Source organism: Sphingomonas adhaesiva (genome assembly GCF_036946305.1).
Classification (GTDB): domain Bacteria; phylum Pseudomonadota; class Alphaproteobacteria; order Sphingomonadales; family Sphingomonadaceae; genus Sphingomonas; species Sphingomonas adhaesiva_B.
Map to the genome: position 1 here is coordinate 318,535 of NZ_JAQIJJ010000005.1, position 18,231 is coordinate 336,765.

15 protein-coding genes are annotated in these 18,231 nt (G+C 69.6%); 5 read left to right on the forward strand and 10 right to left on the reverse strand.

The window, feature by feature from the left end; translation table 11 throughout:
* Positions 1–36: 36 nt before the first annotated feature.
* From PGN14_RS10570 to PGN14_RS10600, 7 genes are all read right to left on the reverse strand, one after another.
* A complete protein-coding gene (locus tag PGN14_RS10570; protein WP_443019497.1) occupies positions 37–447 on the reverse strand; it encodes a cytochrome c-type biogenesis protein in 411 nt (136 codons plus the stop codon).
* 14 nt (positions 448–461) lie between these two features.
* On the reverse strand, positions 462–989 hold the full coding sequence (locus PGN14_RS10575; RefSeq protein WP_335299477.1) for a DsbE family thiol:disulfide interchange protein: 528 nt from the start codon (positions 987–989) through the stop codon (positions 462–464).
* On the reverse strand, positions 986–2,914 hold the full coding sequence (locus PGN14_RS10580; RefSeq protein ID WP_335299478.1) for a heme lyase CcmF/NrfE family subunit: 1,929 nt from the start codon (positions 2,912–2,914) through the stop codon (positions 986–988). The genes PGN14_RS10575 and PGN14_RS10580 overlap by 4 nt, the downstream gene beginning before the upstream one ends.
* A gap of 86 nt (positions 2,915–3,000) precedes the next feature.
* Complete coding sequence (locus tag PGN14_RS10585; protein WP_335299479.1) at positions 3,001–4,134, reverse strand: Fic family protein; 1,134 nt, start codon at positions 4,132–4,134, stop codon at positions 3,001–3,003.
* 170 nt (positions 4,135–4,304) lie between these two features.
* Positions 4,305–5,600 carry an amidohydrolase family protein gene (locus tag PGN14_RS10590; RefSeq protein ID WP_335299480.1) on the reverse strand — a complete coding sequence of 432 codons (1,296 nt, stop codon included), beginning with the start codon at positions 5,598–5,600 and terminating at the stop codon, positions 4,305–4,307.
* Positions 5,597–7,018 (reverse strand): amidohydrolase, encoded by a 1,422-nt coding sequence (locus PGN14_RS10595; protein WP_335299481.1) that lies wholly within the window; start codon positions 7,016–7,018, stop codon positions 5,597–5,599. The genes PGN14_RS10590 and PGN14_RS10595 overlap by 4 nt, the downstream gene beginning before the upstream one ends.
* Before the next feature lie 56 nt (positions 7,019–7,074).
* Complete coding sequence (locus tag PGN14_RS10600; protein WP_335299482.1) at positions 7,075–7,890, reverse strand: PaaI family thioesterase; 816 nt, start codon at positions 7,888–7,890, stop codon at positions 7,075–7,077.
* Between the two features lie 179 nt (positions 7,891–8,069).
* Here PGN14_RS10600 and PGN14_RS10605 point away from each other — a divergent pair, with 179 nt between their 5' ends.
* The 3 genes from PGN14_RS10605 to PGN14_RS10615 all read left to right on the forward strand — a co-directional run bounded on the left by PGN14_RS10605 (position 8,070) and on the right by PGN14_RS10615 (position 11,112).
* Positions 8,070–8,588: a MucR family transcriptional regulator gene (locus PGN14_RS10605; RefSeq protein ID WP_335299483.1), complete on the forward strand. Its 519-nt coding sequence runs from the start codon at positions 8,070–8,072 to the stop codon at positions 8,586–8,588.
* A 59-nt stretch (positions 8,589–8,647) separates the two neighbouring features.
* Positions 8,648–9,463 carry an oxygenase MpaB family protein gene (locus PGN14_RS10610; RefSeq protein ID WP_335299484.1) on the forward strand — a complete coding sequence of 272 codons (816 nt, stop codon included), beginning with the start codon at positions 8,648–8,650 and terminating at the stop codon, positions 9,461–9,463.
* A 224-nt stretch (positions 9,464–9,687) separates the two neighbouring features.
* Complete coding sequence (locus PGN14_RS10615) at positions 9,688–11,112, forward strand: aldehyde dehydrogenase family protein (RefSeq protein WP_335299485.1); 1,425 nt, start codon at positions 9,688–9,690, stop codon at positions 11,110–11,112.
* Between the two features lie 212 nt (positions 11,113–11,324).
* Here the strand turns inward: PGN14_RS10615 and PGN14_RS10620 are convergent, their stop codons facing one another.
* Both PGN14_RS10620 and PGN14_RS10625 read right to left on the reverse strand, forming a co-directional pair.
* Positions 11,325–11,813: a DUF4142 domain-containing protein gene (locus PGN14_RS10620; protein WP_335299486.1), complete on the reverse strand. Its 489-nt coding sequence runs from the start codon at positions 11,811–11,813 to the stop codon at positions 11,325–11,327.
* 95 nt (positions 11,814–11,908) lie between these two features.
* Complete coding sequence (locus PGN14_RS10625; RefSeq protein ID WP_335299487.1) at positions 11,909–13,300, reverse strand: M20/M25/M40 family metallo-hydrolase; 1,392 nt, start codon at positions 13,298–13,300, stop codon at positions 11,909–11,911.
* Between the two features lie 121 nt (positions 13,301–13,421).
* On the opposite strand from PGN14_RS10625, the gene PGN14_RS10630 reads away from it, so the two are divergent.
* Positions 13,422–16,685: a PAS domain-containing protein gene (locus PGN14_RS10630; RefSeq protein WP_335299488.1), complete on the forward strand. Its 3,264-nt coding sequence runs from the start codon at positions 13,422–13,424 to the stop codon at positions 16,683–16,685.
* Between the two features lie 26 nt (positions 16,686–16,711).
* On the opposite strand, the gene PGN14_RS10635 is transcribed toward PGN14_RS10630, so the two are convergent.
* Positions 16,712–17,188, reverse strand: coding sequence for a PilZ domain-containing protein (locus tag PGN14_RS10635; protein WP_335299489.1), 477 nt, complete (start codon positions 17,186–17,188; stop codon positions 16,712–16,714).
* Between the two features lie 198 nt (positions 17,189–17,386).
* Between PGN14_RS10635 and PGN14_RS10640 the strand changes: the two genes are divergently transcribed.
* Positions 17,387–18,231 (forward strand): cation:proton antiporter (locus tag PGN14_RS10640; protein WP_335299490.1); only part of this gene is annotated, 845 nt, incomplete at its 3' end.

The following is an 18,231-nucleotide window of genomic DNA, read 5'->3' on the forward strand; positions in this document are numbered from 1 at the left end:
AGCTATGTCGATCGGTTGGGAGAGTCCAAGGAAAAGTTACCCGCGGCGGCGATCCTTGGGGCGGAAGGATCCGCGCGCGAGCCAGACGCCCGCCGCCAGCAGCGCGAGCGGCGCCAGCCACAGCGCGATCGTGGCGCGGCCCAGCGGCGGATCGTAGCTGACGTAATCGCCGTAGCGCTGGATCAACCAGTCGCGCACCTGCACCGGGGTGTCGCCCGCGGCGATGCGCTGACGCACCAACGCGCGCATCTCGCCCGCCATATCGGCATCCGAATCGGCGATCGACTGGCCCTGACACACGAGGCAGCGCAGCGTCTCCATCAGCGCGCGTGCCTGCTTCTCCTGCGCGGGGTCGCGCAGCTGGGTGTAGGCGAGCGCGGCATTGGGGGTCTGGGCGGTGACGGGGGTGGCGAGCGCGAGGAGTGCCAGCCCGGCAGCACGCCACATCCGCGCCGCCACCCTCATTTCGCCTCCGCCAGGGCTTGGAGCAGTTCGGGAACGTCGTCGGCGCGGATGTCGCCGACGTGCTGCTTCACGATGATGCCGCGGCCGTCGACCACGAACGTCTCCGGCACCCCCGACGAGCCGAGCGCGAGCTGCACCCGGCTGTGGGGGTCGCTGCCGATGCGGGCATAGGGATCGCCGTTGCGGCGCAGGAAGGCGGTGACGGCGTCGGGCGTGTCCTTGATCGCGACCGCATCGATCGGCACGCCCGCGGCCTTGAGCGCCATCAGCTGCGGCGCCTCCGCGATGCACGGCACGCACCAGCTGGCGAAGACGTTGAGGAGGCGGGGCTTGCCCTGACGGAAGTCGGCGCTCGCCACGCCGGGCTTGCCCGGGATCATCGCGGGCAGGACGAAATCGGGCACCGGCTTGCCCACCATCGCCGACCAGATGGTGCGATCGGCGGGCTTGTACAGGCCCCAGGCGATCACCCCCGCGACCATGACGAAGACCAGCAGCGGCGCCCAGATCAGCCAGCGCTTCATGCGTACTGCTCCTGCCGGCGGCCGAGGCGGAAGCGGCGCCACTGGTGGCCCACCAGCGACAGCATGCCGCCGATCGCGATCAGCGCGCCGCCGGCCCAGATCAGTGTCACGAACGGCTTCCACCACAATCGCAACTGCCAGCGCCCGTCGTCACCCAGCGTGCCGAGCACGGTGTAGAGCTGGCCGTCCCAGCGGGTCGCGATCGCGCTTTCGTTGGTGGTGGTCACCGGATCGGTGAAATAGCGGACCTGCGGGCGCAGCACGAAGGGGGTGGCGTCCTCTCCACGCGTCACCTCCAACCGGCCCTCCAGCGCGGACCAGTTCTGCCCGATCACGGGGCGGACACCGACGAGGCGGACGGTGAAGTCGCCGACGCGCGCGGGCTGCGCGACGCCGACCGCGACCAGCGTCTCCTGCGTATAGGCGGTGCTGATCGCCATCCCGGCCAGCGACACCGCGATGCCGAGGTGCGCGACGACCATGCCCCACAGGTGCAGCGGCGCGCGGCGCAGGTTGCGCTTCGCCAGCGGGGCGACGCTGGCGACCGCGAGACCGGCGGAAAGCGCCACGCCCGCGAGCGGCAGCATTCCGATCGGCCCGCCCAGCACGAACACGCCCGCGCCCGCGAACAAGGCGGCGGCAAGCGGCGCGAAGAGGCGGCCCAGCACCTCGTTCGCATCGTCGCGCCGCCACCGCATCAGCGGCCCCGCCGCCATGATCGCCACCAGGATCAGCGCGATCGGCCCCGTCGTCGCGTCGAAGAAGGGCGGGCCGACCGACAGCTGCGTCCCCATCGCGCCGGCCACGATCGGGTAGAAGGTGCCGATCAGCACGATGCCGAGGATGACGGTGAGCAGCAGGTTGTTGGCGACCAGCGACCCTTCGCGGCTGACGGGTTCGAACAATTTGCCCTGCCGCACCGTGCCGATCCGCGCGCCGAACAGCGCCAGCGCGCCACCGATGTACAGCACCAGCAGCGCGAGGATGAACGACCCGCGCGTGGGATCGACCGCAAAGGCATGGACGCTGGTGAGGATGCCCGAACGGACCAGGAAGGTGCCGATCATGCTCATCGAGAAGGCGACCACCGCCAGCATCACCGTCCAGGCGCGCAACCCGTCGCGCGTCGCGAGCACGGTGACCGAGTGGAGCAGCGCGGTGGCAGCGAGCCACGGCATCAGCGAGGCATTCTCGACCGGATCCCAGAACCACCAGCCGCCCCAGCCGAGCTCGTAATAGGCCCAGTAGGAGCCGGCGGTGATGCCCAGCGTCAGGAACACCCAGGCGCCGAGCACCCACGGTCGCATCGCACGCGCGAAGGCGGGACCGACGTCGCGCGTCACCAGCGCGCCGACCGCGAAGGAGAAGGCGACGCTCAGGCCGACATAGCCGGCGTAGAGCGTCGGCGGGTGGAAGGCGAGGCCGGGATCCTGCAACAGCGGGTTGAGCCCGGCGCCGTCCGCGGGCGCGGGCGAGAGCCGCGCGAAGGGATTGGAGGCGAACAGCAGGAACGCGAAGAAGCCGAGCGCGATCACCGCCTGTGCGCCCAGCGTGGCGACGAGCGTGCGCTCCGACAGGCGATGCTCGAACCGCGCCACCGCGGCCCCCGCGACGCCGAGGATGGTGACCCACAGCAGCATCGAGCCTTCGTGGTTCCCCCAAGCGCCGGCGAATTTGTAGAGCCAGGGCTTCTGCGAATGGCTGTTGGCGGCAACCAGCGCGACCGACATGTCGGAGGCGAGGAAGGCGGCGATCAGCGCGCCCATCGCGATGGCGGTGAGGACGCCCTGCACGATCGCGACCGCGCGGATCGCGGCGGCGGCGGCGTCGTGGTTGCGGCGGAGCGAGAGCGTGGCGAGCAGCACCTGCAACGCCGCGAGCGCCGCGGCGAACCAGAGCGCGGCGAGGCCGGTTTCGGCGGTCATGCGGGGCGGGGCGGGGTGGTCACGCGGGATGCTGTAGCGGCGCCAGGGAGTGGCGGAAAGAGCATCGCCTCGGTCGACCAGCCTTATCAAACCTTGAGGATATCGAGGAGGGGATCAAAGGCGTATAGCGCAGCGCGGCGTCCAGCTGCCGGCTCGATCGTGCGCAGCAATCCGTCCTCCAGCAGCCGTCGCGACAGGATGCGAGCGGACGACGCGGGAATACCGGACCGCTCCACGAAACGATCGTTGCGAAAGACCGGATGAGCGAACACGAAATCAAGCACACGGTCGTGATATTGCGAGTTCAATACGCCACGAAAACGTTCTCGCAGGCCACCATATAACGACAGGATCATGTCCGCCGTCTGCGTATTCACCGTTGCCTGTGCATACATGGCACGAAGGAAGAATATGCTCCAACCCGACCAATCCCCCGCGGCGGACACATCCCGCATTCGTTCGATATATTCCTCCTTGTGTCGTTCGAAATAACCGGACACAAAGAAATTTGGCTGACTGATGATCCCCAGCTTCCATAACATCAGCGTAATCAGCATTCGACCGATCCGGCCGTTACCGTCTTCGAACGGGTGTAACGCTTCGAACTCGACATGGGTCATGGCCGTGCGCAGGAGCGGACGCATCATGTCACCGTTCATGAAGTGAACAAGCCGTTCCATCGCGGGCGCAAGCTGCTCCGGCGCAATGGGAATATAGTAAATCTTCCCCTTGCGATCGTCACCGATATAATTCTGCTCGACCTTATAAGCACCGGGACGTTTACGCGCTCCGCGTCCGAACGACAGCAATTGCTGGTGCGCCGCCTTTATCAAATGTTCGCTCAAGGGAGCGCCCTCGGAGATAGCCTGCTGTGCGTCACGCAATACCCGAGAATACAGATACGTCTCAACGTCATCGTTTCGGGCTTCACGATAGCTCGTGTCAGCGCCCGCATCCTCGTCTGCTTCCAGGCGGTACAGATCTTCGATGGTCGAGATCGTTCCCTCCATCCGCGACGAACTGACCGCATCCTGGCGGCGCAATGGCGCGAGAAACAGCTCGCTGTTCACCATGCTCGCCATTTTCGCATCATATCGCGCCAACGAGGCCGCTGCGTCCTCCAGCGGTCCCAAAATCGCCTCGTAGTCGAGTTTTGCGGGCGGAAACTCGCCCATGTGATACGATACGGCCCCCGTCAGGTCGAAGCGATTGACGCTCATTTCATGCATCTCATTGTCATCAACGTTGATTGACTACCAAATACTGGTGACAACAAAATTTGACAACAGGATTGCCACTTGTTTGATTGGCAAATTCCGTTGTCGCCAGTATCTGATCGCCTACGACGTTTGCCGACAGGATCATTCCCCAAACTATCATCAATCAGCGATCAGGGACGCTCATATGCCTTCGGCAACGCCCCCTCCACCGGCACCAGATAGCGGTCGCGCAGCAGGCGCTGGCGCGAGTCCATCGGTTGCGGCTGGCCGTCGATCCACACCGCCTCCGGGGCGCTCGACAGTTCCAGCGGGTCGCCGTCCCACAGCACCACGTCGGCACGCCGACCCGCGCGCAGTGAGCCGATCTCGCCGTCCATGCCGATCGCCGCGGCGGGGCCGCTGGTGATCGCGGCGAACGCCTGGCCCCAGTCGAGCCCGGTCGCGCCCGGCACGCGCGTGATGGCGACCAGATTGCCCGCGAACTGGCGCAGGACATGGTCGCCCGATTGCGTGCCGCCGCCCGTCAGCGCCACCTGCACCCCCGCGGCGCGCATCCGGCCGACGTTGGATTCGGTCGCGGCGAGGCTTTCGAACGCGATCGGCAGATCGGCGAGCGCATCGGCGATCACCGGCACGCGCGCGGCGGCGATCTCGCGCGCGACCAGCCAGCCTTCGTTGGCGCCGACCAGCACCAGCCGGAGGCGCGGATAGTCGCGCTTCAGCGCCAGCACGTTGCGGATGTCGCTGGCGCGCTGGACATGGACCAGCAGCGGCACCGCCCCGTCGAGCACGCGCAGCAGCGCCTGCGCGTCGTTGCGCTTCACCAGCGCCTCGCGCGTGCGGCCGTCGAACGCCGCCGGATTGCGGCGATAGTCCTGCGCCTGTTCGAACGAATCGCGCAGCAGCGCATAGGCGGCGGAGCGGCTGCCCCCCGCCAGCCGGCCGCCATCCTCGCCCAGCTCGACATATTGGAAGGCGCGCGGGCGCGTCACCGCATCGGCATCGGCGCCGAGATCGATCACCGCCCCCTGCCCGGCGAAGATCGACCCGCCCGCGGACGGCGCGACGATCGCGCGCGTCACCCCGCCCAGCCGCTCGTCAGCGACCTTCACGCTGGCGGGATTGACCGCGTCCGAGACGTCGATCGACGCCTTGTAGGGCGAGTTGCGCGCGCCGACGTCGTTGCTTTCCGACACGCCATCGGCATCGATCAGCGACAGGTCGCTCATCGCCGAGACGATCCCGGCGGAGACCCATTTGCCGGTCGCGTCGATCACCTGCGCACCGGCGGGCACCGCCACGCCGCGCCCGGCAGCGACGATGCGACCGCCCGAGATGACGACGGTGCCGCGCTCGACCGGCGCGCTGCCGTCGCCGATCGCGACGGTGCCGTTGGTGATCGCGATGGTTTGCGCCATCGCGGGGGTGGCGAGCATGGTCGCCAAGAGGAGGAGCGCGCGCGTCACTTGACGTCTCCCATGCCCGGCTGGCCCAGTTCGAAATCGCTCACCGGGCGGCGGCGCGGATCGGTCGCGTCATAGAGGAGCGCGCCGTCGACCCACACCTTCTCCGGCCGGGTATAGACGCTGAACGGATCGCCGTTCCACAGCACCGCATCGGCCATCTTGCCGGGCTTCAGGCTGCCGGTCTGGCGATCGATGCCGAGCGCCCGGGCCGGCGCGATCGACAGCCAGGTCCAGGCGTGTTCCGGCGTCACCGGCATGCCCGCATGGCGCGCCGAGGCCATGACCTTGGCCACTTCCTGGTTCAGCCGCTGGATCCCGTTGGCGTCGTCGGAATGGATCATCGCGCAGGCGCCGGCGCGGTCGAGGATAGCGAGATTCTCGCCGATCCCGTCGAAGCTCTCCATCTTGAACCCGTACCAGTCGGCCCAGACCGCGGCGCAGGTGCCGTTGGCCTTCAACAGGTCGGCGATCTTGTACGCCTCCACCGCATGGTGGAAGGCGGTGACCTTGTAGCCGAACTCCTTCGCCATATCGAGGACGATGGCCATTTCATCGGCGCGGTAGCAATGGTTCTGGACCAGGATCTCGCCCGACAGCACGCCGCGCAGCGTGTCCATCGCGATGTCGCGGTCGGGCGGATCGCCGCCCTCCTTCTCGTACTTGTCCCATTTGCGCTTGTACGCCGCGGCGCGCGCCCAGGTCTGGCGATCGACCGCGACATTGCCCATCCGCGTCGACGGCTTCTGGTTCTTCGTCCCATAGACGCGCTTGGGATTCTCGCCGCACGCCATCTTCAGGCCATAAGGCGCGCCGGGAAACTTCATCGCCTGCATGGTGCGGGCATAGACGTTCTTCACCACCACCGATCGCCCGCCCATGAGGTTGGCCGAGCCGGGCAGGATCTGGAGCGTGGTGACGCCGCCGTTGGCGAGCGCGCGGGAGAAGCCGGGGTCCTGCGGCCAGACGCTGTGCTCGGCCCAGACGTCCGCGGTGACCGGCGCGGTCGCCTCGTTGCCGTCGGAATGCGCCTGCACCCCGGGGCTGGGATAGTCGCCGAGATGGCTGTGGATGTCGACGATGCCGGGCGTCAGATACTTGCCCTGTCCGTCGATCACCTGCGCACCCGCCGGCGCGTCGAGCGCCTGTCCGACCGCGACGACCTTGCCGTCGGCGAACAGCACCGCACCGTCGTCGATCCGTGCGCCCTCGCCATCGAAGACGGTGACGTGGCGCACCAGCGTCGGCACGCCGGGATAGGCATGATAGGTCGACGGGAACGGGTCGCGCGCATAGGGCACCGGCGGTGCCTTCGCGGCGGCGGTCTTCGGCCGTTCCTTGTCGCCCGCGCAGCCCGCCAGCGGCACGGCAGCGATCGTCAGCGCGAGGAACCCTCGCACCATCCTTTTGCGAACCCTCATCTTTTTTTCTCTTTGCTCCCTGATGCGGCCATCATGCAGGGCGGCATCGGGGGCGGTCAAGCGACGAACAGCAGCTGCGCGCTGGCCACCGGCTCCCCCGCGATCGCCAGCGTGGCGGACAGTCGCGCGGTGCGCCGCCCGATCGCGTCGACCGTCGCGGTCGCGCGCGCCCCCGTGTCGCGCGCCGCGCGCAGATAGCGTATCGCGATGCTCGCCAGCCGCAGGTCGTCGCGCCCCAGCGTGGCGATGCGCTGCTGCCCCGCGCGCGCCAGCGCCGCCGCGACGGCGCCGCCGTGGAGCGCGGGCAGCCCGGTCCAGCCGATCGCCGCCCACACCTGCGGCGCCAGCGTCGCCTCATCCTCGCCCGCGCCGGCCAGCCCGATCATCGTCTGGAACGGCCCGGTCGCGACGACCGCGCGCTCGACATGCTCCGCCGTGCCGCTGCCGCCGGGCGGTTGCCCCATCGAGAACCACGCGCTGCCGGTCGCCACCGTGACGCCCGCGGCGTCGCGCACCTCGGCCTGCACCAGCCGCGCCGCACCGCCCGCGGGACCGACCGCGCGCGCGACGCCGGTGAGGTCGCCCGCCCCCGGCAGCGCCGCGAATCCGATCGCAAGGTCGATCGTCGCCATCGTCGTGGCCTCGCCGCCCTCCGCCATCAGGGGAGCGCTGGCGAGCTGGTCGATGAAGGGCAGCAGCGCCAGCGGATCGATCGTCTCCTCGCCCGCGCGCATCACCGCCGCCGTGGCGGGCAGGATCGCGTGGACCGCGGCGCCATCGCCCTCCCCCTCGACGACCCGCATCCCGATCGCACCGGCCATCGGTACACGGGCGAAACGATCGGTGAGCAGCGGCAGCGCGGACTTGGGCATATCTTGCGACATCCGATTCCGCGCCGATCGCGTCAAGCCGCGATCGCGGCTCCTATTGGCGGGAACAATGTTCCGGCGCGGCGACAACAATAAACGTCGATCAGCATTATTGCCGAACGGCGTTGACCCCTATCGTGGCGCTGACTAGAGGCCGGACATTCTCTTGCAGGAGCAGAACCATGTCCGAAGATTCGACCGGCACGAACGCGGTGGAGCTTGCCACCGAACTGACCATCGCGTGGCTGGCCAATCCCAACACCCGCGCCTCGGGTGAGGACGTGCCGGCATTTCTGCGCACGATGCACGATGCGGTGACCAACCTGTCGTCGACGACTTCCCCCGCCCCGGTCGAGGAAGCGGCGACCGAATACTCGCCCGCCGTGTCGGTGCGCAAATCGCTTGCGTCGAAGGATCATCTGATCTCGCTGATCGATGGCAAGCCGTACAAGACGCTGCGCCGTCATCTGGCCGGTCATGGCCTGACCCCGGACGATTATCGCGCGCGCTATGGTCTGAAGTCCGACTATCCAATGGTCGCCGAAAGCTATTCGCAGGCGCGCCGCGACATGGCGAAGAAGATCGGCCTGGGTCGCAAGCCGGGCCAGCGCCGTGGCGGCGGCGAGAGCGCCGCGGCGGAAACCCCGGCCGCCGCACCCGCCCCGCGCGGTCGCCGCAAGGCGGCGCCGGCCGAGGCATAAGGAGAAGGACCGCGGCGTCGGGCGGCACCATGTCGGGCGGCGGGGCAATCACGACCCCGATGCGCGACGCGATGGCCGCCCGGCTGCGCGGGCTGGTGGGCAGCGGCGAGGTGGACCTCGCGCGCGCGCCGGGCGATCCGGGGCTGATCCCGGCCACCTCGCCCGCCTGGGCGGTGCACGGCGATTTCGCCGCGATGATGATCGGCGGCATCTCCGCCCTGCTGCTCCAGATGCTGCACCCCGGCGCGCTCGCCGGGGTGTGGGACCATAGCGATTTCCGCAACGACCGGCTGCGGCGGCTGCGCCGTACCGCGCAGTTCATCGCGGTCACGACCTTCGGCGCGACCGACGCCGCGGAGACCGCCATCGCGCATGTCCGCGCGATCCACGATCGCGTCCACGGGACGCGGCCCGACGGCACACGTTATGACGCCAACGACCCCGCGCTGCTGACCTGGGTGCATGTCGCGGAGGTCGACAGCTTCCTGCGCGCCTATCTGCGCTATCGCGACGCGACGCTGGGTGCGGCGGAGCAGGACCGTTACCTGGCCGATGTCGCGATCGTCGCCGAGCGGCTGGGCGCGCGCGACGTGCCGCGATCCCGCGCCGAGGTGACGGCCTATCTCGCGCAGGTCCGCCCGCTGCTGCGCGGCGACCATCGCGTGCGCGCGGTGGCCGATGCGCTGCTGGCGCCGGGCGAGGATGCGGCGCAGGCGGCCGGGCTGTCGCTGGCGAGCGCCGCCGCGGTCGACCTGCTGCCGGACTGGGCCGCGGCGATGCACGACCGCCGTCCCCCGGCGCTGGCGCGGCCGGCGATCCGCGCGGGGGCAGGCGGCATGAGCCGGTTGGTGCGCTGGGCGTTGCGGCGAGGATGACGGGGGGAGGTACGCCCTGCCCCTCCCATGTCGTCACGCCGGGCTTGACCCGGGGTCCATCTGTCCGCGAGCGCAGCGCGTGTGGGAAGATGGATGCCGGGTCAGGCCCGGCATGACGGAGGGGCCGCTTACAGGCCGCGCGCCCCGCACCATCCGTCCCGTTTCGCCTTGCAACTCAATCGCGGCCACCGCATGATCCGCGGCAAAGAGCAACGGAGAGCGTGATGCAGAGCTACCTCAAGCAATATATCGATGGCGCCTGGGTGGAGAGCGAGGGCGGACGCCCCTATCAGGTGATCGATCCCGCGACCGAGCAGCCCTGTACCGAGATCACCCTGGGCACCGCCGCCGACGTCGACAAGGCGGTCGCCGCCGCGCGGCGCGCGTTCGAGACGTGGTCGCAGACCTCGATCGACGAGCGCAAGGCGCTGCTGACCGCGATCATCGGCGAATATAAGAAGCGCATCCCCGATCTGGCGACGTCGATGGCGCAGGAGATGGGCGCGCCGCTGGGCCTCGCGATGGCGGCGCAGGCGCCGACCGGCCTCGCGCATTTCGCGACGACGCTGAAGGCGCTCGACACGTTCACCTTCGAGGAGACGGTCGGCAAGGCGAAGGTGGTGCACGAGCCGCTGGGCGTGGTCGCCATGATCACGCCGTGGAACTGGCCGCTCAACCAGATCTGCGCGAAGGTCGCGCCGGCGCTGGCGGCGGGCGACACGATGATCCTGAAGCCGTCGGAGGAAGCGCCCGGCTGCGCTGCGATCCTGGCCGAGATCCTCGACGCGGCGGGGGTGCCGGCGGGCGTGTTCAACCTGGTCAACGGCGACGGGCCGGGCGTGGGCGCGGCGCTCAGCGCCCACAAGAGCGTCGACATGGTGAGCTTCACCGGCTCCACCCGCGCCGGGATCGCGGTGGCGCAGGCCGCCGCCGCGACCGTCAAGCGCGTGCATCAGGAACTGGGCGGCAAGGCGGCCAATCTGGTGCTGGAGGGCGCGGATCTGGCACAGGTCCTGCCGCCGACGGTCGCGGGCGTGCTGGCCAATTCCGGGCAGAGCTGCATCGCGCCGACGCGGCTGCTGGTCCATTCCTCGCAAGTCGCCGACGCGACCGCGATCGTGAAGTCGATGATGGAGCAGACCAAGGTCGGCAACCCGCTGGAGGAAGGCCAGCATATCGGCCCCGTCGTCAACAAGGCACAGTATGAGAAGATCCAGGGCCTGATCCAGTCCGCGATCGACGAAGGCGCGACGCTGGTGACCGGCGGCCCGGGGCGGCCGGACGGGCGCAACTCCGGCTTCTTCATCCAGCCGACGCTGTTCACCGACGTGACGCCGGACATGCGCATCGCGCGCGAGGAGACGTTCGGCCCGGTGGCGACGATCACCAGCTACGACGATCTGTCGGACGGCGTGCGGATCGCCAACGACACCGAATACGGGCTGTCGGCGACCGTCTCCGGCGATCCGGCGAAGGCGGCGGAGGTCGCGGGCAAGCTGCGCGCCGGGCTGGTGACGATCAACAGCTGGTCGCCCGACATCGCGGCGCCGTTCGGCGGGTACAAACAATCGGGCAACGGGCGCGAGAACGGCAAGTACGGGCTGGCGGACTTCATGGAGGTGAAGACCGTGGTGGGGGCGCCGGCTTAAGCGTCTTTGGGGCTAAGCGAATGAAGGAACTCTGCCCCTCCCCTTCAGGGGAGGGGTCAGGGGTGGGGGGAGCCTCGCAGAGAGTGACGCCTTTGACTGCCCCACCCCAACCCCTCCCCTAAAGGGGAGGGGCTTTTGTTTGTTATTCCCCTCCCCTTCAGGGAGGGGCTTCTAGTGGCGGGGCCGGGTCTCACCGAAACCGCCTCTTCACCTCACATCGCGTTCAGCATTTCGATGTGATGCTCGACCACCGGCGCGATGCCGGCGGCGACCGTCTTGAGCGGGGCGGCGGTGCCGTTGTCGGCATAGCCGCGGTGGAGCGCCAGCGCCTTCTGGTGCGCCGTCTTCTGCTGCGTGACATAGGCCGTGTCGCGCGCGGTGCCGGTCTGCGCGCGCAGGTCCGCGATCATCTTGGCCTGCTCGGGCATCAGCTTGGGCGGTGCGGCCTTCACGCCGGCGCGCGCGGCGGCGGCCTTCACCTGCGCGGTGCTCTTGGCGTGATCGGCGACCATCATCTGCGCGAACGACCGCACCTTCGGATTGGCGGTCGATTGCAGCACCAGCTGGCTCGACTGGCGCTCGTAGAGGTCGCTGGCGCCGGCCGCGGCGACATAGCCCGCGGGCGTGGTCGGCGCCTGTGCCACCGCAGGCGCAGCGAGCCAGGCGACGGCGGCGATGGCGGCAACGGAAACAGTCTTCATGATCATCCCTCCTGTTCGGCAATCGTGCGCGCTGAACAGGAGGGGACGATCACGGGTTCCGTGTTTCCCGCGCAAAGCTGATCCGTATCAATCAGTTACTTCGAAAGGTCGGTGAACAGCGAACGATAATAGGCGATCCCCGGCGCGATATTCTCGACCGGAGTACGCTCGTTCAACCCGTGGCTGAAATCGTCCGATTCCTTGATGAAGGTCGGGCTGGCGCCATAGCTGGGGACGTGGTGATAGCGGAACCACATGCTGTCGCTGGCGCCGGCCGACATGCTGGGGAACACCGGCACGCCGGGGCGGGTGGCGGCCATCGCCTTCGTCACCGCGGCGACTAAATCGGCGCGCATCGGCGACGCGTCGTTGGCGACCGACCCCTCGGTCACGTCCTTGATCGTCATCGCGGGCTCCGCCGCGACCTGCTGCAGCGTCGCCATCACGTCGGCGGGTTTCGTGCCGGGGAAGATGCGGCAGTTGATGTTGGCGGTGGCGCGCTGCGGCAGCGCGTTGATCGCATGTCCGCCCGACACCATCGTCGCGACGCAGGTGGTGCCGATCTGCCCGACATAGGCCGGGTTCGCCGCCAGCGTGGCGATCGCCTTCTGGTCGGTCGGGTCGGCGGCGAAGGCGCGCATCGCGGCGGCCAGTTCGCCGGTCTGCTGCTTGGCCGCTTCCTGGAAGAAGGTCTTCGTGATGTCGGACAGTTGCGGGGTGAAGCGATAGTTGCCGATCCGCACCAGCGCAGCGGCCAGCTGGTTGATCGCGTTCGCCGGGCGCGGCGCCGACGAATGGCCGCCCGGATTGGTGACGGTCAGCTCGAAATCGGCATAGGTCTTCTCCGCGCCGTTCCAGGTGAAGAATTGCGCCTTTCCATCCTCGCCGAAGCGGCCGCCGCCGCCGTCGATGTTGATGACCATCTCCGCATTCTTCAACTGCTCGGCGATCAGCGCGCTGGTCTTCATGCGCGTTTCCTCGTCGCCGGAAAATTCCAGCACGATGTCGCGGCGCGGGCGATAGCTGTCGCGCTTCATCGCGATCAGCGTGGCCATCGCGACCGCGGCGTCCAGCTTCATGTCGGTGGCGCCGCGGCCGTAGAGATAGCCGTTCTCCACCACCGGGGTGAAGGGATCGCGCTGCCAGTCGGCGGGCTTCGCCTCCACCACGTCGATATGGCCGGAGATCACCAGCGGCTTCGCCTTGGGATCGCTGCCGGGCCAGCGCGCGACCAGATAGGCGGTGTCGTCGATCGGGGTGATCGTCACCTCGTTCGCGGCGAACCCGCCCGCGACCAGCACCGACTTCAGATAGGCGGCGAGCTGCGGCGTCTGGTTGCCCGGGCCGGCCACGCTGCGGAAGGCGATCGCGCGCTTCGCGATGTCCAGCGCCTGCGCGGCGGCATCGTCGCGCGGTGCCGCCGCAGCCGTCGAAACCGGCAACGCCGCCGCGATCACCGCTGCCGCCATCGTCATCATCTGCCGCATCACCGCCCCCTGTCGTGCGTCGTCGTCAGGCCCAGCGTATCGGCACCGCGACCGAACACAAGCGTACAAACCACACGTAATTCCGGTGACTTGGGCGATAGGCGGCGATATGATCGCCGCCATGCCGCCGGCTTCGGATCGCTTCACGCCCCCTTCCCCCGCCGGCTCGCCGCCCCCTGCGGCAGACCCGCCATCGATGCGCGCGGCGATCGCCGCGTTCGACTGGTCCGCCACCCCGCTGGGCGCGCGCGCGGACTGGCCGGCGTCGCTGCGCGCGATCGTCGACATGATGCTGTCGTCGCGCATTGCGATGTGCCTCGGCTGGGGCCGCGACCTGACCGTCATCTACAACGACGCCTATGCCGCGATCATCGCCGGGCGGCGCGACGACCGCATCGGCCGCCCGGTGCGCGAGGTGTGGGGCGACGTATGGGTGTCGTTCGCGCCGCTGATCGACGAGGCGCTGGCGGGGCGGCCGATGCTGCTCAACGACATCCTGTTCCGCACCCAGCGCGGCGACGTCAGCGAGGATACGTGGTGGAGCTTCGGCTTCAGCCCGCTGCACGACGAGAGCGGCGCGGTGGCCGGCTTCCTCGATTGCGTGACGGAGGTGACGGAGCGGGTGCAGGTCACCCGCCGGCTGGAGCAGGAGACGCAGCGGCTGCGCGACAGCGAGGCGCGGTTCCGCGCGCTGGCCGCGACCGGCGCCGACGTGATCTATCGCATGAGCCCCGACTGGCGCGAGCTGCGGATGCTGGAGGGGCGCGGGCTGCTGGCGGACACGTCGTCGCCCAGCACGGACTGGACCGAGCGCTATCTGCTGCCGTCCGAGCGCGACGCGGTGCTGGCGCAGGCCGCGGACGCGCTACGCGACCGGCGCGCGCTGGAGATGGAGCATCGCGTGCGGCGCGCCGACGGGTCGATCGGCTGGGCGCGGTCGCGCGCGGTGCCGATGCTGGACCGCGACGGCACGCTGGTCGAATGGTTCGGCTTCGCGCACGACGTCACCCGCGAGCACGAGGCGCGCGCCGCGCTGGCTGCGCATCGCGAGCGGCTGGAACTCGCCACGCGCGCGGCGCGGCTGGGGCAGTTCGACTATGCGCCGCAACAGGGGCGGCTGGACTGGGACGACCGCTGCCGCGAGCTGTTCGGCCTGCCGCCCGGTGCGCCGGTCAGTTACGAGGACGCGTTCGTGCTGGGGCTTCACCCCGACGATCGCGCGGCGGCGACCGCGGCGGTGATGGCGGCGCTGGACCCTACGGGTTCGCGGCTGTTCGACGTCGGCTATCGCACCATCGGGCTGACCGACGGGGTGGAGCGGCACATCCGCGCGCGCGGCATCGCGATGTTCGAGAATGACGTGCCGGTGCGGCTGATCGGCACGGTGCAGGACGTGACCGCGGAACGCCGCGCCGAGGGAGCGCTGCGCGAGACGGAGGAGCGGCTGCGGTTGGCCAATCGCGCCACCAACGACGCGATCTGGGACTGGGATCTGGTGCGCGACCAGGTGCTGTGGAACGAGGCGCTGACCACCGCCTACGGCCATGCGCCGGAGGCGATCGAGGGCAGCGGGCAATGGTGGCTCGACCATATCCACCCCGACGATCGCGCGCGGATCGACCGCAGCATCCATGCGGTGATCGACGGCAGCGGCAGCGCCTGGACGGACGATTATCGCTTCCGCCGCGCCGACGGCAGCTATGCCGATGTGCGCGATCGCGGCTTCGTGATCCGCGATGGCGAGGGGCGCGCGACGCGGATGATCGGCGCGATGCTCGACCAGACCGAGCGCAAGGAGCGCGAACGCTCGCTTCAGGAAGCGGTGGCGGAGCGCACGCGCGAGCGCGACCAGATCTGGCAGGCGTCGCCCGACCTGTTGTGCGTCGTCACCCCGGAGGGGCGCTATCGCGAGCTGAACCCGGCGTGGCAGGACACGCTGGGCTGGCGCGTCGCGGACCTGGCCGGACAGGCGGTGACCGGGCTGGTCCATGACGACGACCGCGCCGCGATCGAGGAGGCGCTCGCGGCGCTGGCGCGCGGCGAGCGCGTCGCCGGGCTGGAGGTGCGCTATCGCACCCGCGACGGCGGCCATCGCTGGCTGAGCTGGCATGCGGTGCCGCGCGACGGCATGATCTACGCCGTGCTGCGCGACGTCACCGCCGGGCGCCAGCAGAGCGCGGCACTGGCGCTGGCCGAGGAACAGTTGCGCCAGAGCCAGAAGATGGAGGCGGTCGGCCAGCTGACCGGCGGCATCGCGCACGATTTCAACAATCTGTTGACCGGCGTCATCGGCAGCCTGGAGCTGGTACGCCGCTTCATCGCCGACGGGCGGATGGAGCGCGTCGATCGCTATATCGACGCCGCCGCGACATCGGCGCAGCGCGCCGCGGGGCTGACGCAGCGGCTGCTCGCCTTTTCGCGGCGCCAGTCGCTCGACGTGCGCGCGGTCGACGTCAACCATGCGGTCGCCTCGGTCGAGGACCTGCTGCGCCGCACGCTGGGCGAGGATATCGCGCTCGACCTGGCGCTCGCCGCGGATGCCGGTGCCGCGACGACCGATGCCAACCAGCTGGAAAGCGCGCTGCTGAACCTGGCGATCAACGCGCGCGACGCGATGCCGGACGGCGGGCGGCTGACCATCGCCACCGAACGTCGCCGCGTCGAGCGCGGCGAGATCGGCGGGACGGACGCGCCGGAGCCGGGCGACTATATCGCCGTCAGCGTCGCCGACACCGGCATCGGCATGTCGGCGGACACGATCGCCAAGGCGTTCGATCCGTTCTTCACCACCAAGCCGATCGGGCATGGCACCGGGCTGGGGCTGTCGATGATCTATGGCTTCGCGCGCCAGACCGGCGGACATGCGCGCATCGTGTCGCAGCCGGGCGAGGGAACGACCGTGACGCTGTTGCTGCGCCGTGCCGCCCCCGACGCGGTGGTGGCCGCACCGCTGCACGCCGCGACGCCGGTCGCGATCGACGCCGGCGCGGGCGTCCTGCTGGTGGAGGACGATCCCGCGGTGCGGATGCTGGCGGTCGAGGTGCTGGAGCAACTGGGCTGTCGCGTGATCCAGGCGGTCGACGGCCATCAGGCGATCGCGCTGCTCGACACGCGTCCCGATATCCGGCTGCTGGTGACCGACGTCGGGCTGCCCGGGGTCAACGGCCGCGCCGTCGCCGACCATGCGCGCGCGACGATGCCGGGGCTGAAGGTGCTGTTCGTGACGGGGTATGCGGAGCAGGCGCGCGTGCGCTCCGGCTTCCTCGACGACGGCATGGAATTGATGACGAAGCCGTTCGCGGTCGACGCCTTCGCCGCGCAGGTGGCGCGGATGCTGGCGACGACGACGAAGACGACATCAGCGCCGCTGTCGGTCCCGGTGTAGCGGCGCGCGCGACCCCGGCGATCGCGTCAGAACAGCGCGATCGCCGCCGCGATCGTGGCGCCCCAGGCGATCAGCCCGCCGCCCATCAGGATGGCGAGCCGCACCGGACCGGGAAAGCGGCCGACGTCCGGCTCCGGCAGCGCGTCGGCGGGCACCACCATCGCGGTCTGCGGGAAGCGGATCAGCTCCGCCGGCTCCGCGTTCAGCGCCGCCGCCAGCTCGCCCGGGGTCAGCGGCGAGACGAACTCGCAGCCATATTGGTCCTCGCCCGCGCGGCGCACGATCCGCGCGGCGCGTGCGCCCACGCCGTTCAGCCCCAGCGTGATGCGCGCGCCGACCGACAGCGCCCCCGTCACGGGAACGCGGAAACCGTTGGCGGACAATTCGCTGACCAGCACGTCGTGCGGCGTATGCGCCGGACCGCGCAGCGTGCCGTCCAGCTCGACCTGGCGACGCTCCGCACCGCGGGCATCGTCGCTGTACAGGGTGGCTACCAATGCCATGTGACGGTCCTTCTGCGTCGCCGTTGTACTAACCGCCCTACTCCTGCGCGGATTGACGACCGGTAAACGCCCGGTCCCCGCACCAACGCGTGGACGCGCATGATGTCGCAACGCGGGACGTTCGACTAGTCCATGTTAGAGAAATCGCGCGACTTGCTGTACAGGCTGCGCGCAACGACCGCCCGGGGGGAGTGCGCCATGGCGCTGGCCGACATCAGTATCCTGTTTTTCCTGCAATTGTTCGCGATCGTCGCGGTGTCGCGCACGGTCGGCTGGGCCGCGCACCGCTTCCTGGGACAGCCGCAGGTGGTGGGCGAGATGATCGCGGGCGTGGTGCTCGGCCCGTCGCTGCTCGGGCTGCTGGCGCCGGAATGGCAGGCGATGCTGTTCCCCAAGGAGATGCGCGGGCTGCTCTACGCGATCGCGCAACTGGGTGTCGGGTTGTACATGTTCGTCGTCGGGCTGGGGTTCCGCGGCGATCACTTCCGCGGCAATGCGCGCAGCGCCAGCGCGGTGTCCTTGTCCGGAATGGCGGCGCCGTTCCTGGTCGCGGTGGCGATCACGCCGTGGCTGCGCCAGGTGCCGGGGCTGTTCGCGCCCAGCGTGTCTGGTGCGCAGGCGACCTTGTTCATGGGCGCGTGCATCGCGATCACCGCCTTCCCCGATGCTGGCGCGGATCATCCACGAGCGCGGGCTGTCGGGCACGCCGCTGGGCACGCTGTCGCTGTCGGCGGGCGCGATCGACGATGCGGGCGCGTGGACGGTGCTGGCGGTGGTGCTGGCGACGCTGGGCGACGGGGCGGGGGTGTGGCGGTGAAGGCGATCGGCGGCGCGCTGCTGTTCGCCACCGTCGTCCTGACGCTCGGGCCGCGGCTGCTGGCGCCGCTGGGGCGCCGGGCGGAGCGCGCCGGACGCGTCGGGCAGGCGGAGCTGGGCGTGGCGCTGATGCTGTTCCTGCTCGCCGCCTTCGCGATGGATGCGGTGGGGATGCACGCGGTCTTCGGCGGGTTCCTGCTGGGCGCGGTGATGCCGCGCGGGGTGCT